The organism is Labrys sp. ALF-8, assembly GCF_059699065.1.
In genome coordinates, this window is the sequence record NZ_AP048537.1 from 1,513,933 (window position 1) to 1,526,830 (window position 12,898).

14 protein-coding genes are annotated in these 12,898 nt (G+C 67.0%); 9 read left to right on the plus strand and 5 right to left on the minus strand.

All coding sequences use genetic code 11. The features are described 5' to 3' along the window. Window positions 1-76 precede the first annotated feature (76 nt). Genes AC6H34_RS06925 through copC form a run of 3 tightly spaced genes read left to right on the plus strand, consistent with a single transcriptional unit; the run spans window position 77 to window position 2,361 of the window. Window positions 77-514, plus strand: a complete 438-nt coding sequence (locus AC6H34_RS06925) for a hypothetical protein (protein ID WP_497538314.1) — start codon at window positions 77-79, stop codon at window positions 512-514. A 51-nt stretch (window positions 515-565) separates the two neighbouring features. Beyond that, window positions 566-1,930, plus strand: a complete 1,365-nt coding sequence (locus AC6H34_RS06930; RefSeq protein WP_497538315.1) for a PepSY-associated TM helix domain-containing protein — start codon at window positions 566-568, stop codon at window positions 1,928-1,930. Window positions 1,931-1,989: 59 nt separating this feature from the next. Beyond that, window positions 1,990-2,361 (plus strand): copper homeostasis periplasmic binding protein CopC, encoded by a 372-nt coding sequence (gene copC / locus AC6H34_RS06935; protein ID WP_497538316.1) that lies wholly within the window; start codon window positions 1,990-1,992, stop codon window positions 2,359-2,361. Window positions 2,362-2,423: 62 nt separating this feature from the next. On the opposite strand, the gene AC6H34_RS06940 is transcribed toward copC, so the two are convergent. From AC6H34_RS06940 to AC6H34_RS06950, 3 genes are all read right to left on the minus strand, one after another. Continuing rightward, window positions 2,424-3,224, minus strand: a complete 801-nt coding sequence (locus AC6H34_RS06940) for an endonuclease/exonuclease/phosphatase family protein (protein ID WP_497538317.1) — start codon at window positions 3,222-3,224, stop codon at window positions 2,424-2,426. Between the two features lie 92 nt (window positions 3,225-3,316). Continuing rightward, the gene (locus AC6H34_RS06945) at window positions 3,317-3,979 is read right to left on the minus strand and encodes a hypothetical protein (RefSeq protein WP_497538318.1); all 663 of its coding nucleotides are present in this window, start codon (window positions 3,977-3,979) and stop codon (window positions 3,317-3,319) included. Between the two features lie 126 nt (window positions 3,980-4,105). Continuing rightward, window positions 4,106-4,702 carry a cation efflux transmembrane domain-containing protein gene (locus tag AC6H34_RS06950; RefSeq protein WP_497538319.1) on the minus strand — a complete coding sequence of 199 codons (597 nt, stop codon included), beginning with the start codon at window positions 4,700-4,702 and terminating at the stop codon, window positions 4,106-4,108. Between the two features lie 236 nt (window positions 4,703-4,938). Between AC6H34_RS06950 and AC6H34_RS06955 the strand changes: the two genes are divergently transcribed. Further along, window positions 4,939-5,859, plus strand: a complete 921-nt coding sequence (locus tag AC6H34_RS06955) for a hypothetical protein (RefSeq protein WP_497538320.1) — start codon at window positions 4,939-4,941, stop codon at window positions 5,857-5,859. Window positions 5,860-5,980: 121 nt separating this feature from the next. Here the strand turns inward: AC6H34_RS06955 and poxB are convergent, their stop codons facing one another. Then, window positions 5,981-7,714, minus strand: coding sequence for a ubiquinone-dependent pyruvate dehydrogenase (gene poxB, locus AC6H34_RS06960; RefSeq protein ID WP_497538321.1), 1,734 nt, complete (start codon window positions 7,712-7,714; stop codon window positions 5,981-5,983). A gap of 134 nt (window positions 7,715-7,848) precedes the next feature. After that, window positions 7,849-8,673 (minus strand): helix-turn-helix transcriptional regulator, encoded by an 825-nt coding sequence (locus AC6H34_RS06965; RefSeq protein ID WP_497538322.1) that lies wholly within the window; start codon window positions 8,671-8,673, stop codon window positions 7,849-7,851. A gap of 410 nt (window positions 8,674-9,083) precedes the next feature. Between AC6H34_RS06965 and AC6H34_RS06970 the strand changes: the two genes are divergently transcribed. Genes AC6H34_RS06970 through AC6H34_RS06990 form a run of 5 tightly spaced genes read left to right on the plus strand, consistent with a single transcriptional unit; the run spans window position 9,084 to window position 12,885 of the window. Beyond that, on the plus strand, window positions 9,084-9,587 hold the full coding sequence (locus AC6H34_RS06970; protein ID WP_497538323.1) for a hypothetical protein: 504 nt from the start codon (window positions 9,084-9,086) through the stop codon (window positions 9,585-9,587). Next, the gene (locus tag AC6H34_RS06975) at window positions 9,580-9,792 is read left to right on the plus strand and encodes a DUF5681 domain-containing protein (protein ID WP_497538324.1); all 213 of its coding nucleotides are present in this window, start codon (window positions 9,580-9,582) and stop codon (window positions 9,790-9,792) included. Before AC6H34_RS06970 ends, AC6H34_RS06975 begins: the two co-directional genes overlap by 8 nt. Continuing rightward, window positions 9,789-11,540 (plus strand): hypothetical protein, encoded by a 1,752-nt coding sequence (locus AC6H34_RS06980; RefSeq protein ID WP_497538325.1) that lies wholly within the window; start codon window positions 9,789-9,791, stop codon window positions 11,538-11,540. Before AC6H34_RS06975 ends, AC6H34_RS06980 begins: the two co-directional genes overlap by 4 nt. After that, complete coding sequence (locus tag AC6H34_RS06985) at window positions 11,540-12,358, plus strand: glycine-rich domain-containing protein (RefSeq protein ID WP_497538326.1); 819 nt, start codon at window positions 11,540-11,542, stop codon at window positions 12,356-12,358. The genes AC6H34_RS06980 and AC6H34_RS06985 overlap by 1 nt, the downstream gene beginning before the upstream one ends. Next, window positions 12,358-12,885 (plus strand): hypothetical protein, encoded by a 528-nt coding sequence (locus AC6H34_RS06990; RefSeq protein ID WP_497538327.1) that lies wholly within the window; start codon window positions 12,358-12,360, stop codon window positions 12,883-12,885. Before AC6H34_RS06985 ends, AC6H34_RS06990 begins: the two co-directional genes overlap by 1 nt. The last annotated feature ends 13 nt before the right edge of the window (window positions 12,886-12,898 follow it).

Sequence of the window (12,898 nt, forward strand, 5' to 3'; positions counted from 1 at the left end):
TTTCGATAAAGGGGGCTCATGGGGCATGACGTGGCGTCCTGTGCGACAAGGCGCCCGGCTTGACAGGATTCCCCTCTTGCCGTGGCATGATGGCATGGACTGGATGAACCTCATCGCTCTCCGGCGCACCGTCGCCGCGCTGATGGTGCTGGCACTTTCGCTGGCGGGAATGGCGCGCGGTCTTGCAAGCCCGGCCGATGGCGCACCGCCCGTGATCGTCATCGGCGGCGTGGTCCTTTCCATCTGCCACACCGATGACGGAACAGGCGGCCAGCCCGGCGCGCCGGCTCATGATTGTTGCGATCTCTGCACGCTTCACGCACCGGTGATCCTGCCCCCCGCGAGCGGTCTGGCACAGCGCGTGCCGCTCGTGCGCATCCTGGCCATGGCGCCGGCCCCGGCACGCACTCCGGTCCCCACCCGGCTGAGAACGCCGCGCCTTTCCCAGGGGCCGCCCGCCGGTGCGCGGGCACGCGTGCCCTTCTCCCGGCCCCTTTCAACCAGCCTGGCCTGAGCTGCGACGCCTGCGCGTCCCTCGGCGCGCAGGCGAATGCAGGATATCGCCATGACTACTTTCGACGGGAGCCAGCCCACTGGCTCTCCGCGCCTGTCGCTCTACCGAGCGATCTGGCGCTGGCACTTCTATGCGGGATTGCTGAGCATCCCGTTCCTCGTCCTTCTGGCCGTCACCGGCTCGCTCTATCTGTTCAAGAACGAGATCAACCAGACGGTGTTCGCCTATCGCAGCGTGGTCGCGGATCCAGGCAGGCCGGCACTCGAACCGAGTGCACTCGTCTCCAGGGCCATCGCTGCCGTGCCCGGCTCCACCCCAGGCTCCTACACCGATCCGGCGACGCGGACGGCTCCTGCCGTCGTGAGCGTGAAAGCCGGCGGCAGCAAGCACCTCGTCTATATCGATCCCTATGACGGCAGGGTGCTCGACGTGCTGCGTGCGGACCGCGAGCCGATGTATCTCCTCAAGAAGATCCACAGCCTCGAACTGTTCGGCGCCTTCGCCAACCGGTTGATCGAGGCAGTGGCTGGCTTCGCGCTGGTGCTGGTAGTGACCGGGATCTACCTGTGGTGGCCGCGCGGACAGGCGGGCGGCATCGTGTCGGTGCGCGGCTCACCGCGGCGGCGGGTCTGGTGGCGCGATCTTCACGCGGTCACGGGTGTCCTCGCTGGCGGCCTCGTCTTCTTCCTCGCCATTACCGGCCTGCCCTGGTCCGGCTATTGGGGAGCCACGCTGAACGACTACGCCGGCAGGCTCGGCATCGGCTACCCCGCGCAGGTCTGGGATGACGTGCCCCTCTCCACCCTGCCGACCCAGGCCGTGATCGCCAACCCGGGCTGGACGATGGAGGGTGCTCCCGTTCCCCTTTCGGAAGCTCACAGCAGCGGAACGCCCATCAGCCTGGACAAGGCAATCACCGTGGCCCGCAACCTCGGCATCGCGCAAGGTTTCGAGATGGCGATCCCGCAGGACGAGACCGGCGTCTATACGGCGGCGATCTACCCGCCCGATCTCGCGCAGGAGCGTACCATCCATATCGACCAGTACAGCGGCAGGCCGCTCGCCGATATCCGCTTCGCCGACTACGGGCCGGTCGGCAAGGCGATCGAGTTTGGCATCAACGTCCACCAGGGCCAGCAATGGGGCCTCGCCAACCAACTCGTGATGCTGGCGACCTGCATCTGCATCATCCTCCTGTCGGTCTCGGCCGTGACTATGTGGTGGAAGCGCCGTCCCGCCGGCCGGATCGGTGTGCCGCCCTATCCCGTGGAGCCGAGGATCTATCGCTTCCTCTGGCTGGCTGCCGTCGCCATCGGCCTCGCCTTTCCGATCACCGGCCTCGCCATCCTCGCCATGCTCGGCTTCGACCTGCTGGTGATCCGCACCGTCCCCCCCATCCGTCGGGCCTTCGCCTGACACCGAAGCGGCGGGCAGTGGAACGCTCGCCGCCCACTTCAGCCCTGAAAGGAATCAACATGACAAAGCCCCTCCTTGCGAAGACTGTCCTTGCCTCCCTCATTGCCGTCGGCCTGGGCGGCCAGGCCTTCGCCCACGCCCATCTCAAATCGGCCGTTCCCGCGGCCGACGGCACGGTGCAAGCACCCCCGGCCGAGCTCGACCTGACTTTCAGCGAAGCGATCAACCTGAAATTCTCCGGCGTGACGGTGACAGGCCCGGACAAGGCCGCGGTCCCCACCAACGGCGCGATGCTTATGGATGGCGACACCACGCTGATGCTGTCCGTGCCGCCGGGCCTCAAGGCCGGCGCCTATCGGGTCGACTGGCATGCCCTATCGAAAGACGGGCACGTGACGAAGGGCAGCTACGGCTTCACCGTGAAGCCCTGAGATCCCGCCCCGGCGGGGCAGGTTGCGTTCGGCGCGGCCTGCCCCGTCACCCGGGCGTCGGGTCAGATCTCGATGAGCAACGGACGGTGGTCGGACACCTCAGGCTGTGCCACCACATCGAAGCCAAGGACGTCGACACGGTCGTTGACGAGCATGTAGTCGGCAAACCGTCCGGCCTTGCGATAATGCGATGTGCGCGTATCGGTAAAGCCGCGCCCGGTGACGAGGTCGGCCAAGCCGAGTTCAGCCAGGATTCGGAACGTCAGGCTTTGAGGCTCGATGTTGAAATCGCCACAGGCGACAACGCCGTCCCCGGGTTCCGAAACGAAGCTGCAGATGTCGGCAAACCTGCGGGCCTGCGCAAGGCGCTCGGGCGTGTCGTGCTTGCCGCCTAGGTCGCGCAAGCCGTGCATATGGGCAACGCAGACCTGGCGGGCCTTCGAGAAGTCATGGACGCGGACGGCATGGGCATTGCGTGAGCGGGGATGATCGCCATAGCTGTCCGCCGAGAAGGACTTGTGCACGAAACCCTGGACCTGTCCAATGATCGGGAACGATTTGTGGACGAAGGTCGCCAGCCCCCATTGCGAGAGAACCGGCTCCTCCCCATCCCACAGCACCCCTTGGGCAGCCGGACAGAAGATGCCGGCATGGTCTGGCAATGCGGCGCAAACGTCGCGGAAGAGATTGGCGCGCTGCGCCAGGAGGTGATTGCCGTCGCGATAGTCGAGCCAGTCCCTCGCCGAAGCCGGACTGTGCACCACCTCCTGAAGACAGAGAATGTCGGGCGCTGCTGCCGCCAGATAAGGGACGAGCCGATCGTGAAGCTTCCCGCCCCAGCCGTTGAGGCACATGATGCGCAAGGTGCGGCACTCCCTTCACGATGTTCCGCCGAAGCCGGCGTTACGAGCACCTGCCCGGGCAGAGATCCGCCGTAGGCAATCGATCCTGTTCCTCATCCGGCGGCGACGGCAGCCTCCGCACGCGGCCCCCGCAGGAAGCGGGAAAACATCGCAAGGCCGCCGGCGAAGGCTGCCGCCAGGCCGAGCATGGCCAGGAGGCTCGGGCCGTGGAACGGAATCTCGCTCCAGTGCGGACCGACGATCTCAGCGGTGTTGAAGGGCTCCTCGCTGAAACGGCAGACCACGAGGGAAGCGTTCTTCTGCAGCATTTCCATATTGATCCGGTCCACCAGCGCGGCTGCGGCAGCCGTGTCGCCCGGCATCGTCTTCATGTGCAGCAGCAGCGCCCGCACGCCGGACAGATAAGCGTGGCTGCATTCGTTGAAGGGGCTCGCCTCATCCGCGATGCTGCCCGGCACGAGACCCCAGAGGCAGGCGGCATATTGCAGGCCGACATAGTTGCGAAGGCGCCAGAACGTCATGTCTGGAAAGGGCTGTCTGTCTGCCAGGGCGAGGATCTCGGCGCGATTCTCGGCGATCACTGCCATCTGGCCGTGGGTCAGGGTGGGAATCGGCAGACCGTCCGTACGACCGGCCGCGCTGCGATGGGCCGAAGCCGGCGGCGGCAGCAGCACGGCAAGGAACAAGGCGAGCAGGCCGGCGCAGGCGCAGAGCCGAACCGGGAATGGTCGAGAAGCCCTATGCCTTCCTGGCATTGCCAGTCCCCCTCTGCGAGAAATCGATCCCGGGTTCATACGGCAAAATGACGCCGCTGCAAGAGGGCGGGGCGATCGAGCAGGCCGACATTCGCCTCCGCTGGAAGGTGGACGAAGCCCCTCGTCTCAGGCCACAGCCTCGCGATGTTCCTGCCTCGCCGCCTCCCAGACCTCACGGGCGGCATCCGCGTTCACGGCGGCGATGGCGAGGCCGACGACGAGGTCGGGCCAGACCGAGAAGGTGTACGCCGTCAGCAGGCCGGCGGCGATGATGGCGACATTGGCGAGTGCATCGTTGCGGGCGGAGAGAAACGCCGCCTTCGTCAGGCTGCCGGCATGGGCGCGAAAGCGCGCCAGCATCAGCGCGCAGCCGAGATTGACGACGAGCGCCCCCAGACCTCCAAGCGAGAGCGGCAGCGGTGCTGGCGGCACGGGTGTGGAGAACTTGTCCCAGGCCGTCCACAACGTGGCGAGCGCGGGCACCATCAGAATGACCGCCAGCAGCATTCCCACGCGGGCCCGCCGCACCGCCGACCATCCCAGCGCCGCCAGGATGAGGAGATTGACGGAGGCATCCTCCAGGAAGTCGATGCTGTCGGCAAAGAGCGAGACTGAGCCGATGGCGAGCGCAACCGCGAACTCGACGCCGAAATAGCCGAGATTGAGGAGAGCAACCAGGCAAACGGTCCGGCGCAGGGCGTGATCGGTCGCTGCCGGCATCATAGCGCCTCCTTCTCATATCGACCCGAGCGGCGGGCCTCGGGCCCAGCATGGCACGGCCGGGGCCGCGGGCGGAACAGGGAGGTTCGCACTTGCCAACTCGATCGGTTGGCCTCAGTCTTGAGTGGAAGAGCCGTCCACCCCGCTCAGGCCGGGTGCAAGAAATCGGCCGAACCTGGGTCCGTCGGCAGGATTTTGCCGTTGCCCCTGCCTCCCGGCAGGGCTGTTGAGAACCGATCATGGACGAGCCGCAGCAAAGAACTTTGGACGTGATCATAGCCAGGTGTCGGGACCTGATCCCACCCATCGATATCCTGAAGCACATCAAGTCAGGCACGTTGCGCGTGGCGAACAACACGCTGGACGGCATCACCTTCAAGGCCGTGGATCCCGACGATCTCCAGGCCGAGCTGGGCGGCCGTATGAAGCTTCCCGGTGCGGGAAAATCGCCCCGGCCCGGGGCCGGCGCGCTTTCGTTCGATGCCACGCGGGCACCGCGCCCGGCCAACGCCTCGATGATCAGCATGAAGGAGGATCCCAAGCACTGGGCCCTCAAGGCCTCCCTTGGCGCGACCATCGGCGAGGGGTTTCGCGAGCAATGGCGTCCGCCCCCGCAGCCCCGTCCGGCTTTGCTGCCCGCCAGCAGCTACGGCAGCAAGCGTATTTCCCTCGGATTCGGCGAGACCGGCAAGCGGCTGACTTTCACTGCGCTCCATGCCGCCGTTGCCGAAAGCGAATGCAACATCCATATCGATGAACGCGGCTTCGTGGTGGCCACTCCCGATGGCGCCGTCGTTACGCCCACCTTCTGGGGCCATCTTGCCAATGAGCTGCTGCTGAAGACGAAGTTCCGCGACTGGCTCGACGGGCTGATCGGCGACAATGTCGTCGGTTCGCTGGTCGTCGAGGCAGTGAACCGACTGTCGCTGCGATTTCCCGATGCGGAGAACGGATTTGCCGGCCTGGAAGGCAAGGTGAACCGCATCTCCGGAATCGGCGATGTCAAGGACATCGGCAAGGCGCTCCTGCCGATAGGACTTTCGGCCGACCTGCTGCGCTTCAAGAACTCGACGGTCCAGGCAAATTACTACTGGCACGACGGCCAGCAGACGCTCACGCTCAGCTGGGGCGGTACGTTCGACAAGTTCGGCTCCAAATGACGAAGCGGGTCCGGATGCCTTCCTTTCGAGCCGTCCATTCCAGAGGGTGACGGATGGCGGACGTGCGCCAGGCGGCCGGAACGCATCCAGTAGTTCGCCAAGGCGGCGGCGCAGCTTCCCCTCAGCGCCAGAGATTGCTCCTGGCCAGATCGATCACCTCGTCAGCCCGCCCGTTCATGATCGCCTTCACCATGTAGAGCGAGAAGCCCTTGGCCATCTCGGCGGTGATCGAGGGCGGCATGGCGAGTTCCGTGCGGTTAACGACGGCGTCGACGACGACCGGTCCATCATGTGCCAGGGCGGCGGCAATGGCGCTTTCGACCTCGGCCGGATCCTCGATGCGAATGCCGCGAATGCCGATCGCCTCGGCCATGGCCGCGAAGTTGGGATTCTCCAGTTCGGTGCCGAAATTGAGGAATCCGGTGGATTTCTGCTCGAGCTCGATGAAGCCGAGCGCACCGTTGTTGAAGACCACCACCTTCACCGGCAGCTTGAGCTGCTTGAGGCTGATGAGATCGCCCATCAGCATGGTGAATCCGCCATCGCCCGAGAGCGAGACGACCTGCCGGCCAGGCGAGGCGGCCTGGGCGCCGATGGCCTGCGCCATCGCATTGGCCATCGAGCCGTGCCAGAAGGAGCCGAGGAGCCGCCGCTTGCCGTTCATCGACAGATAGCGCGCCGCCCAGACGGTGGGCAGGCCGACATCGCAGGTGAACACGGCGTCCGATGCGGCGAGGTCTCCGATCGCCTTGGCCACCTGCTGGGGATGGACGAGGCCGCGCCCCGGCTTGCCTTCCGCGAGGCGGTCGAGGTCCTTGCGAGCCTGCGCGTAGTGCTTCTGCGCCTTGGCGAGGAAGGCATCGCTGCGGCCGTCCTCGAGAAGAGGCAGCAAGGCGGCGAGCGTCTGCCCGACGTCGCCGACCACTGCGAGGTCCACCGGCGCACGCCGGCCGATCTGCCCGGCGCTGATGTCGACCTGCGCGATGCGGGTCTTCGAATCCTTCGGATAGAACTGCCGATAGGGAAAATCCGTGCCGAGCATGAGCAGCACGTCGCAGTCGAGCATGGCATAGTAGCCGGAGGAGAACCCGATCAGCCCCGTCATCCCGACATCGAAGGGATTGTCGCCCTCCACATGTTCCTTGCCGCGCATGGAATGCACCATCGGGGCCTTCAGCCGCTCGCCGAGGGCGACGAGTTCGGCATGGGCACCGGCGCAGCCCGCGCCGCAGAGCAGGGTGACGCGCTCGGCGGAATTGAGGAGTGCGGCGAGCTTGTCCAGCGTGTCCCGGCCCGGAATCACGGCGGGTGCGGCCGGCAGAAGCGTCTCGCCCTTCGGCGCCGAGGCGGGCTCGGCGGCCTGGAGGGCGACGTCGCCCGGAATCACCACCACCGAGACGCCGCGCTTGCCGACTGCCTCGCGGATCGCCACTTCGAGCACGCGAGGCATCTGGCGCGCACTGGAGACCAACTCGCAGTAGTGGCTGCATTCCCTGAAAAGATTCTCCGGATGGGTCTCCTGGAAATAGCCCGATCCGATCTCGGCGGACGGGATATGCGCGGCGATCGCGAGCACCGGCACCCGCGAGCGATGGCAGTCGAACAGCCCGTTGATGAGGTGGAGGTTGCCCGGCCCGCAGCTTCCGGCGCAGACGGCAAGGCTGCCGGTGAGATGAGCTTCGGCGCCGGCCGCGAAGGCGGCGACCTCTTCATGCCTGACATGGAGCCATTCGATCCTGCCCTGGCGGCGGATGGCGTCGGTGAGCCCGTTGAGGCTGTCGCCCACGATGCCATAGATGCGCTTCACGCCGGCCGCGGCCAGGGTTTCGGCGAACTGTTCCGCGACATTCGTCATCGTTCTGCTCCTTCGCTTGCAGGTACGGCGGAGGTTAGGCCGGCAACGGACGAAGGGCTATGGCATGCCCCTGGGAAAGACTGATGAAAATATGACCTCCCTGGAAAGGAGGTGCCAACACGGGCGGCGGACCCTCACGGCCCCTTCATCAAGGCTGCCACGCGCTCGGCATCCTCCGGCGTGGCGGGGTTGTACACCACCATGCCCAGGTCGGGCCGGCCGTCGACGGCAAAGGCCGAGAATTCGAAGGCGATCGGCCCCGCCACGGGATGCTTCAGGCGCTTGACGCCTTCGCCATAGCTGCGCACGTCGTTGTCGCGCCACATGGCGGCGAATTCGGAGCTGAGACGGCAAAGCTCGTCCACCAGATCGCCCACCCTCTCCGTGGCCCCGGCACGCGCGGCATCCGCCCGGAACGCCGCCGCCACGAAGCGGGCAACGCCCTCCCAGTCATATTGGGCGGCGCGTACACGGGGATCGAGGAAGATGAGGCGCAATATGTTGCGCTGGTCGGGAGGCAACTCGGCGTAGTTCGTCAGCACCGAAGCGGCCGCCCGGTTCCAAGCCAGCACGTCCCATGTCGGCGTCTTGACGATGGCCGGGCTGAACGCCAGCGCGTCGAGCACGCGCTGCAGACGCGGCGAGACCCCCTCGACCGCCTGGTAGCGCACTTCGGGCGGGCGACCGAGCGCGATGAGGAAGAGGTGCTCACGTTCAACATCGGTCAGCATCAGGGCCCGCCCGATGCGGTCCAGCACGTCGGCCGAGGGTGCGCCGCCCCGGCCCTGCTCGAGCCAAGTGTACCAGGTGGGGCTGATATTGGCACGCTGTGCCACTTCCTCCCACCGCAGGCCGGGCGTGCGCCGGCGGGCGCCGTCCAATCCGAAGGCGGCGGGGTCGAGCCGGGTCCGGCGATCCCTGAGATAGGTACCGAGGCGGTTGTCGTCACTGGCCGGCATATCGTTCCCGTTCTAGCCATACCTGTATATGCCTGCCATCCTACCCGGATGATCCGCACGCCGAAAGGCGCGAGCCGCCGACGGGAGAGCACGCCCGGGAACATTTTGTTCCCTTTATGTTCTTTTTTCTTGACGCCGTTGCCGCCGGATGGCATAAACGTCACATATCCACCGTGGATTGTTGCGCCCGGAGCCTCCCAGCTCCGGGCTTTTTGATTCCGGGCAGGTATCTTGCCCGCCGCCCCCTGCAGCCCATTGCTTTCTGGTCACCCGCCCGGCTTGCCGCGGCGGGTTTCGCTTTTTGGGCTCCGGGGTTTCCCCGGCACGGTCCGGATCGGCAGCCATCCGCCCGCAACGGCGATGGCATCTCCGCGCTTCCAGCGCTTTCCTCTCAGTTCCAGGACTTTTCAATGGCTCTCGGTTTCGACTACAGGCCCGCCGGCACGCAGCTGCCCATCGTCAAGTATCATGCCGTGGAGGCGCGTTTCCTGCGCATCGACCGCACCGCGCGCGGCGTCACGGCCACCGACATCACCGACAACTTCGCCGCCGTGTTCGACATGGATGCCATCGAGGTGGGCTGGATGGCCTTCGGCCATGGCACCAGGCCGGACATGCGCCTCTTCCCCCTCGGCCAGGAATGGCCCGAGGCGCCCGCGCCGCATTTCAAGCGCGGCGTGCGCCTGACGCTGCAGCTGTCCGAGCGCCATGGCGGCGGCGTGCGCGAGCTCTCCTCGACCTCCGGCCAGTTCATCGCCGCCGTCGACGCCCTTCACGACGAGTTTCTCGCCGGGCGCGCCGACAACCCTGGCAGGCTTCCGGTGGTGGTGCTGGCAGGCGCCCAGCCCGGCGGTCAGCCCGAGTTCACGATCGCCGGCTGGGTCGAGCGGCCGGAGGGCGGCCTCCGTGGCTGAGCCCGCCGAACCGGAAGCGCCCAAGCGTGCCCGGTCCAGGAAACCGGCGGTGCCGGCCGGCGCCGAGCGGGCCGAAAAGCCCGCGACGCGCTTCAGCAAGGGCCGGTCCGGCAATCCCGCCGGGCGGCCCAAGGGTTCGCGCAACCGGATCGGCGAGGCCTTCCTCGCCGAGCTCCAGGCGGATTTTTTCATGGAAGCCTCATGACCATCTCCTCCTACGACAACCGCCGTTCCTATGCGGGGAACGGCAGCACGTTCGCCTTCGCCTTTCCGCCGCCCTTCTTCGCCAGCACGGACCTGGTGGTGCAGGTGCAGGCTGCGGACGGATCGGCGAGCACCAAGATACTGGGCGTCGACTACACCGTCTCCGGAGCTGGCTATCCGGCCGGCGGAACCGTGACGATGCTCGTTCCGCCCGCCGCTGGCACCACGCTGATCCTCTACCGCGACGTGCCGCTCACCCAGCCCGTCGCGCTGCTCGACGGCGGGCCGCTGCCGGCGGCTACGCTCAACGGCATGTTCGACCGCGTCACCATGTGGGGGCAGCGGCTGAAGGAGCAGGCCGGCCTCCTCGCGGGTCTTGCCTCCGGCACGGCGTCCGGCCAGATGTCGGCAGCCGACAAGGCCAAGCTCGACGGCATCCAGCCGGGCGCGCAGGTCAACGCCGTGACCTCCGTGGCCGGGCGTTCGGGCGATGTGACACTCGGGCGGGGCGACGTGGGCCTCGGCAATGTCGACAACACACCGGACACCGCCAAGCCCGTGTCGACGGCGCAGGCCACCGCCGACGCCGCGATCCTGGCGAACGCCAGGACCTACACGGATGGCCGCACCAAGGCCGATATCGGGCTTGGAAACGTCGACAATACCTCGGACCTAAACAAGCCGATCGGCACGGCCACGCAGACGGCTCTCAACGCGAAGGCCAATGCTGCCTCCCTGGGATCCGCCGCCTACGCCGCCGCTTCGGCCTTCGCCACGGCGACGCAGGGGACGAAAGCGGACAGCGCGGTCCAGACTGTCAATGCCGGCGTCAACATCACCGTCGACAACACCGATCCGAAGAACCCCGTGATCTCGGCTTCGGGTGCGGCGGTGGGCGGCGACGTCAACGGTCCCGCCAGCTCGACGGACAACAGGCTGGCGGCATTCAGCGGCACCAACGGCAAGCTGCTCAAGGATTCGGGCGTCACGTCGGCGTCGTTCGCCACGGCGGCACAGGGCGCGAAGGCCGATACGGCCGTGCAGCCAGTCGCTTTGTCGTCCTATGCGCCGCTCGCCTCGCCCGCGCTCACCGGCAGCCCCACCGCTCCGACCGCCGCCGCGGGCACCAGCACGGTACAGCTGGCCACCACGGCCTTCGTGACGGCGGCCGTCGCGGCGCTCTCCCCGGTCTACCAGGCGGCGGCGGCGATCCTCTCCTCCCTCACTGGCCTTGCCTCGAACGGCCTAATCGCCCGCACCGCCTCCGGGTCCGTGGTCGCCCGCACGATCACCGCCGGCACAGGAGCGGTGGTGGCAAACGGGGACGGCGTTGCCGGCAATCCCGCCGTCGGACCCGACATCGCCACGGTGTCCCAGTACCGGGCCGCGACGGCGAACAAGATGCTGGAAGCCGGCAACGTCTGGGCGGCGGCAGGAGCTCCCCAGCTTGCCGATGCGGCAACCGTCGCCCTGGACTTCTCCACCGGGTTCAACTTCTACGTGTCCATCGGCGGCAACCGCACGCTCGGCAACCCCACCAACATGAAGACAGGGCAGACAGGCTCCATCTCGATATACCAGGACGGGACGGGCAACCGCACGCTTGCCTTCAGCTCGGCGTGGAAGTTCGCCGGGGGGACGGCTCCGTCTCTTTCCACGGCCGCAAATGCCTGGGACAAGCTCTACTACGTCGTGGAAGACGCCTCGACATCTCGCATTCATGCTTCTCTCGTGAAGGGGATCGCCTGATGTTGCCCGGCATTATCGTCAATCCCGGTGCGCAGGTCACCTACGTCACCAAGCGCATCTTCCTGACCACGACCGGCCTCAACACATGGGTCGTTCCGAGTGACTGGAACAATTCGAACAACCAGATCGAGACGATCGGCGGAGGCGGGGCCGCCGGCCTGAGCGCCAATACGAATCCGGGCGCCGGCGGTGGCGGCGGATATTCTCGCAAGAACAATGTCACCCTGATGCCGGGCGCCTCGGTCCCCTACTACGTCGGCAATGGGGCTGGACCCGGCTCGGGAGCCGGAATTGCTCCCTCCGGTGAAGATACCTGGATGGGAGCTACGACCTATGCCGGTGCGGGGACCTTCATCGGGGCCAAAGGCGGCGTGGGCGGCGATGCCGGCAATGGGCCGGGCGGCGCGGGCGGTGCTGCAGCCTCGGGCATTGGCGACGTCAAGTATTCCGGTGGTCGGGGCGGTGATAGCAATGGTGGCGGCGCGGGCGGTGGCGGCGCGGCGGGACCAAATGGAAACGGCGTCGCTGGCGCATCCAATCCGGGCAACGGTGGTGCCGGCGACAATGGCTTCGGCGGTGCGGGTGGTGCTGGCGTCTCGACCGGCATCGCCAATCCCGGTTTGCCCGGCTCGGAATTTGACAGCACGCACGGCTCCGGAGGCGGCGGCGGCGGGCGGTCAAACATCGACAACACGAGAGCTGGCCCGACTGGCGGCCTCTACGGCGGCGCCGGCGGCAGTGCCCGTTCGACGACCGGCCAGAACGGTGGCCCCGGCGCACAGGGCCTCATCGTCATCACTTACCTGGGAGTAGCCTGATGCTCATTCGTCTCGACACCTTGCAGCCCTGGACGGGGGAGCGCATCGGGGACGTGCTCTATCCGCCCATCATCGAGCAGATCTGGACGGCCGAAGCCCTGGCGGCGATCGGCCTCGCGGTTCCGCAGCCCTTCACCGCGCCCACGGGCTTCCACGCCGTCGGCGCGCCGCGCTACGAGCTCAGCGGCGGCAAGGCGATCACGCTCTACGACATCGCGGCGGACGTCGCCCCGGTGCCCGAAGCCCTCACCCGCTGGCAGTTCTTCACCGTGGCGGCCCTGCAGGCCATCATCAGCCAGGACGACGCGCTCGCCGCCGTGCAGGTCGGCATGCTGCCCCGGCCATTTGCCGATTTCATCGCCGGCCTGCCCCGGGACCAGCAGTTTCCGGCCCGCATGCTGCTTGCGGGGACAGGCGAGTTCCATCGCCACCATCCGTTTGTGGAGGCGTTCCTGCAAGCGAGGGGCATGACCGAAGACCAGGCCGATGCCCTGTGGATCGCAGGCGCCGGCCTCACCCTGAACTGAACGCCGCTAGGCC

What these genes read in the sequence shown, in the direction of transcription:
- AC6H34_RS06930 (WP_497538315.1), top strand. Translation starts at nt 566, where the DNA reads ATGACTACTTTCGACGGGAGCCAGCCCACTGGCTCTCCGCGCCTGTCG.
- copC (WP_497538316.1), top strand. Translation starts at nt 1,990, where the DNA reads ATGACAAAGCCCCTCCTTGCGAAGACTGTCCTTGCCTCCCTCATTGCC.
- AC6H34_RS06945 (WP_497538318.1), bottom strand. Translation starts at nt 3,979, where the DNA reads ATGCCAGGAAGGCATAGGGCTTCTCGACCATTCCCGGTTCGGCTCTGC.
- AC6H34_RS06950 (WP_497538319.1), bottom strand. Translation starts at nt 4,702, where the DNA reads ATGATGCCGGCAGCGACCGATCACGCCCTGCGCCGGACCGTTTGCCTG.
- AC6H34_RS06955 (WP_497538320.1), top strand. Translation starts at nt 4,939, where the DNA reads ATGGACGAGCCGCAGCAAAGAACTTTGGACGTGATCATAGCCAGGTGT.
- poxB (WP_497538321.1), bottom strand. Translation starts at nt 7,714, where the DNA reads ATGACGAATGTCGCGGAACAGTTCGCCGAAACCCTGGCCGCGGCCGGC.
- AC6H34_RS06965 (WP_497538322.1), bottom strand. Translation starts at nt 8,673, where the DNA reads ATGCCGGCCAGTGACGACAACCGCCTCGGTACCTATCTCAGGGATCGC.
- AC6H34_RS06970 (WP_497538323.1), top strand. Translation starts at nt 9,084, where the DNA reads ATGGCTCTCGGTTTCGACTACAGGCCCGCCGGCACGCAGCTGCCCATC.
- AC6H34_RS06980 (WP_497538325.1), top strand. Translation starts at nt 9,789, where the DNA reads ATGACCATCTCCTCCTACGACAACCGCCGTTCCTATGCGGGGAACGGC.
- AC6H34_RS06985 (WP_497538326.1), top strand. Translation starts at nt 11,540, where the DNA reads ATGTTGCCCGGCATTATCGTCAATCCCGGTGCGCAGGTCACCTACGTC.
- AC6H34_RS06990 (WP_497538327.1), top strand. Translation starts at nt 12,358, where the DNA reads ATGCTCATTCGTCTCGACACCTTGCAGCCCTGGACGGGGGAGCGCATC.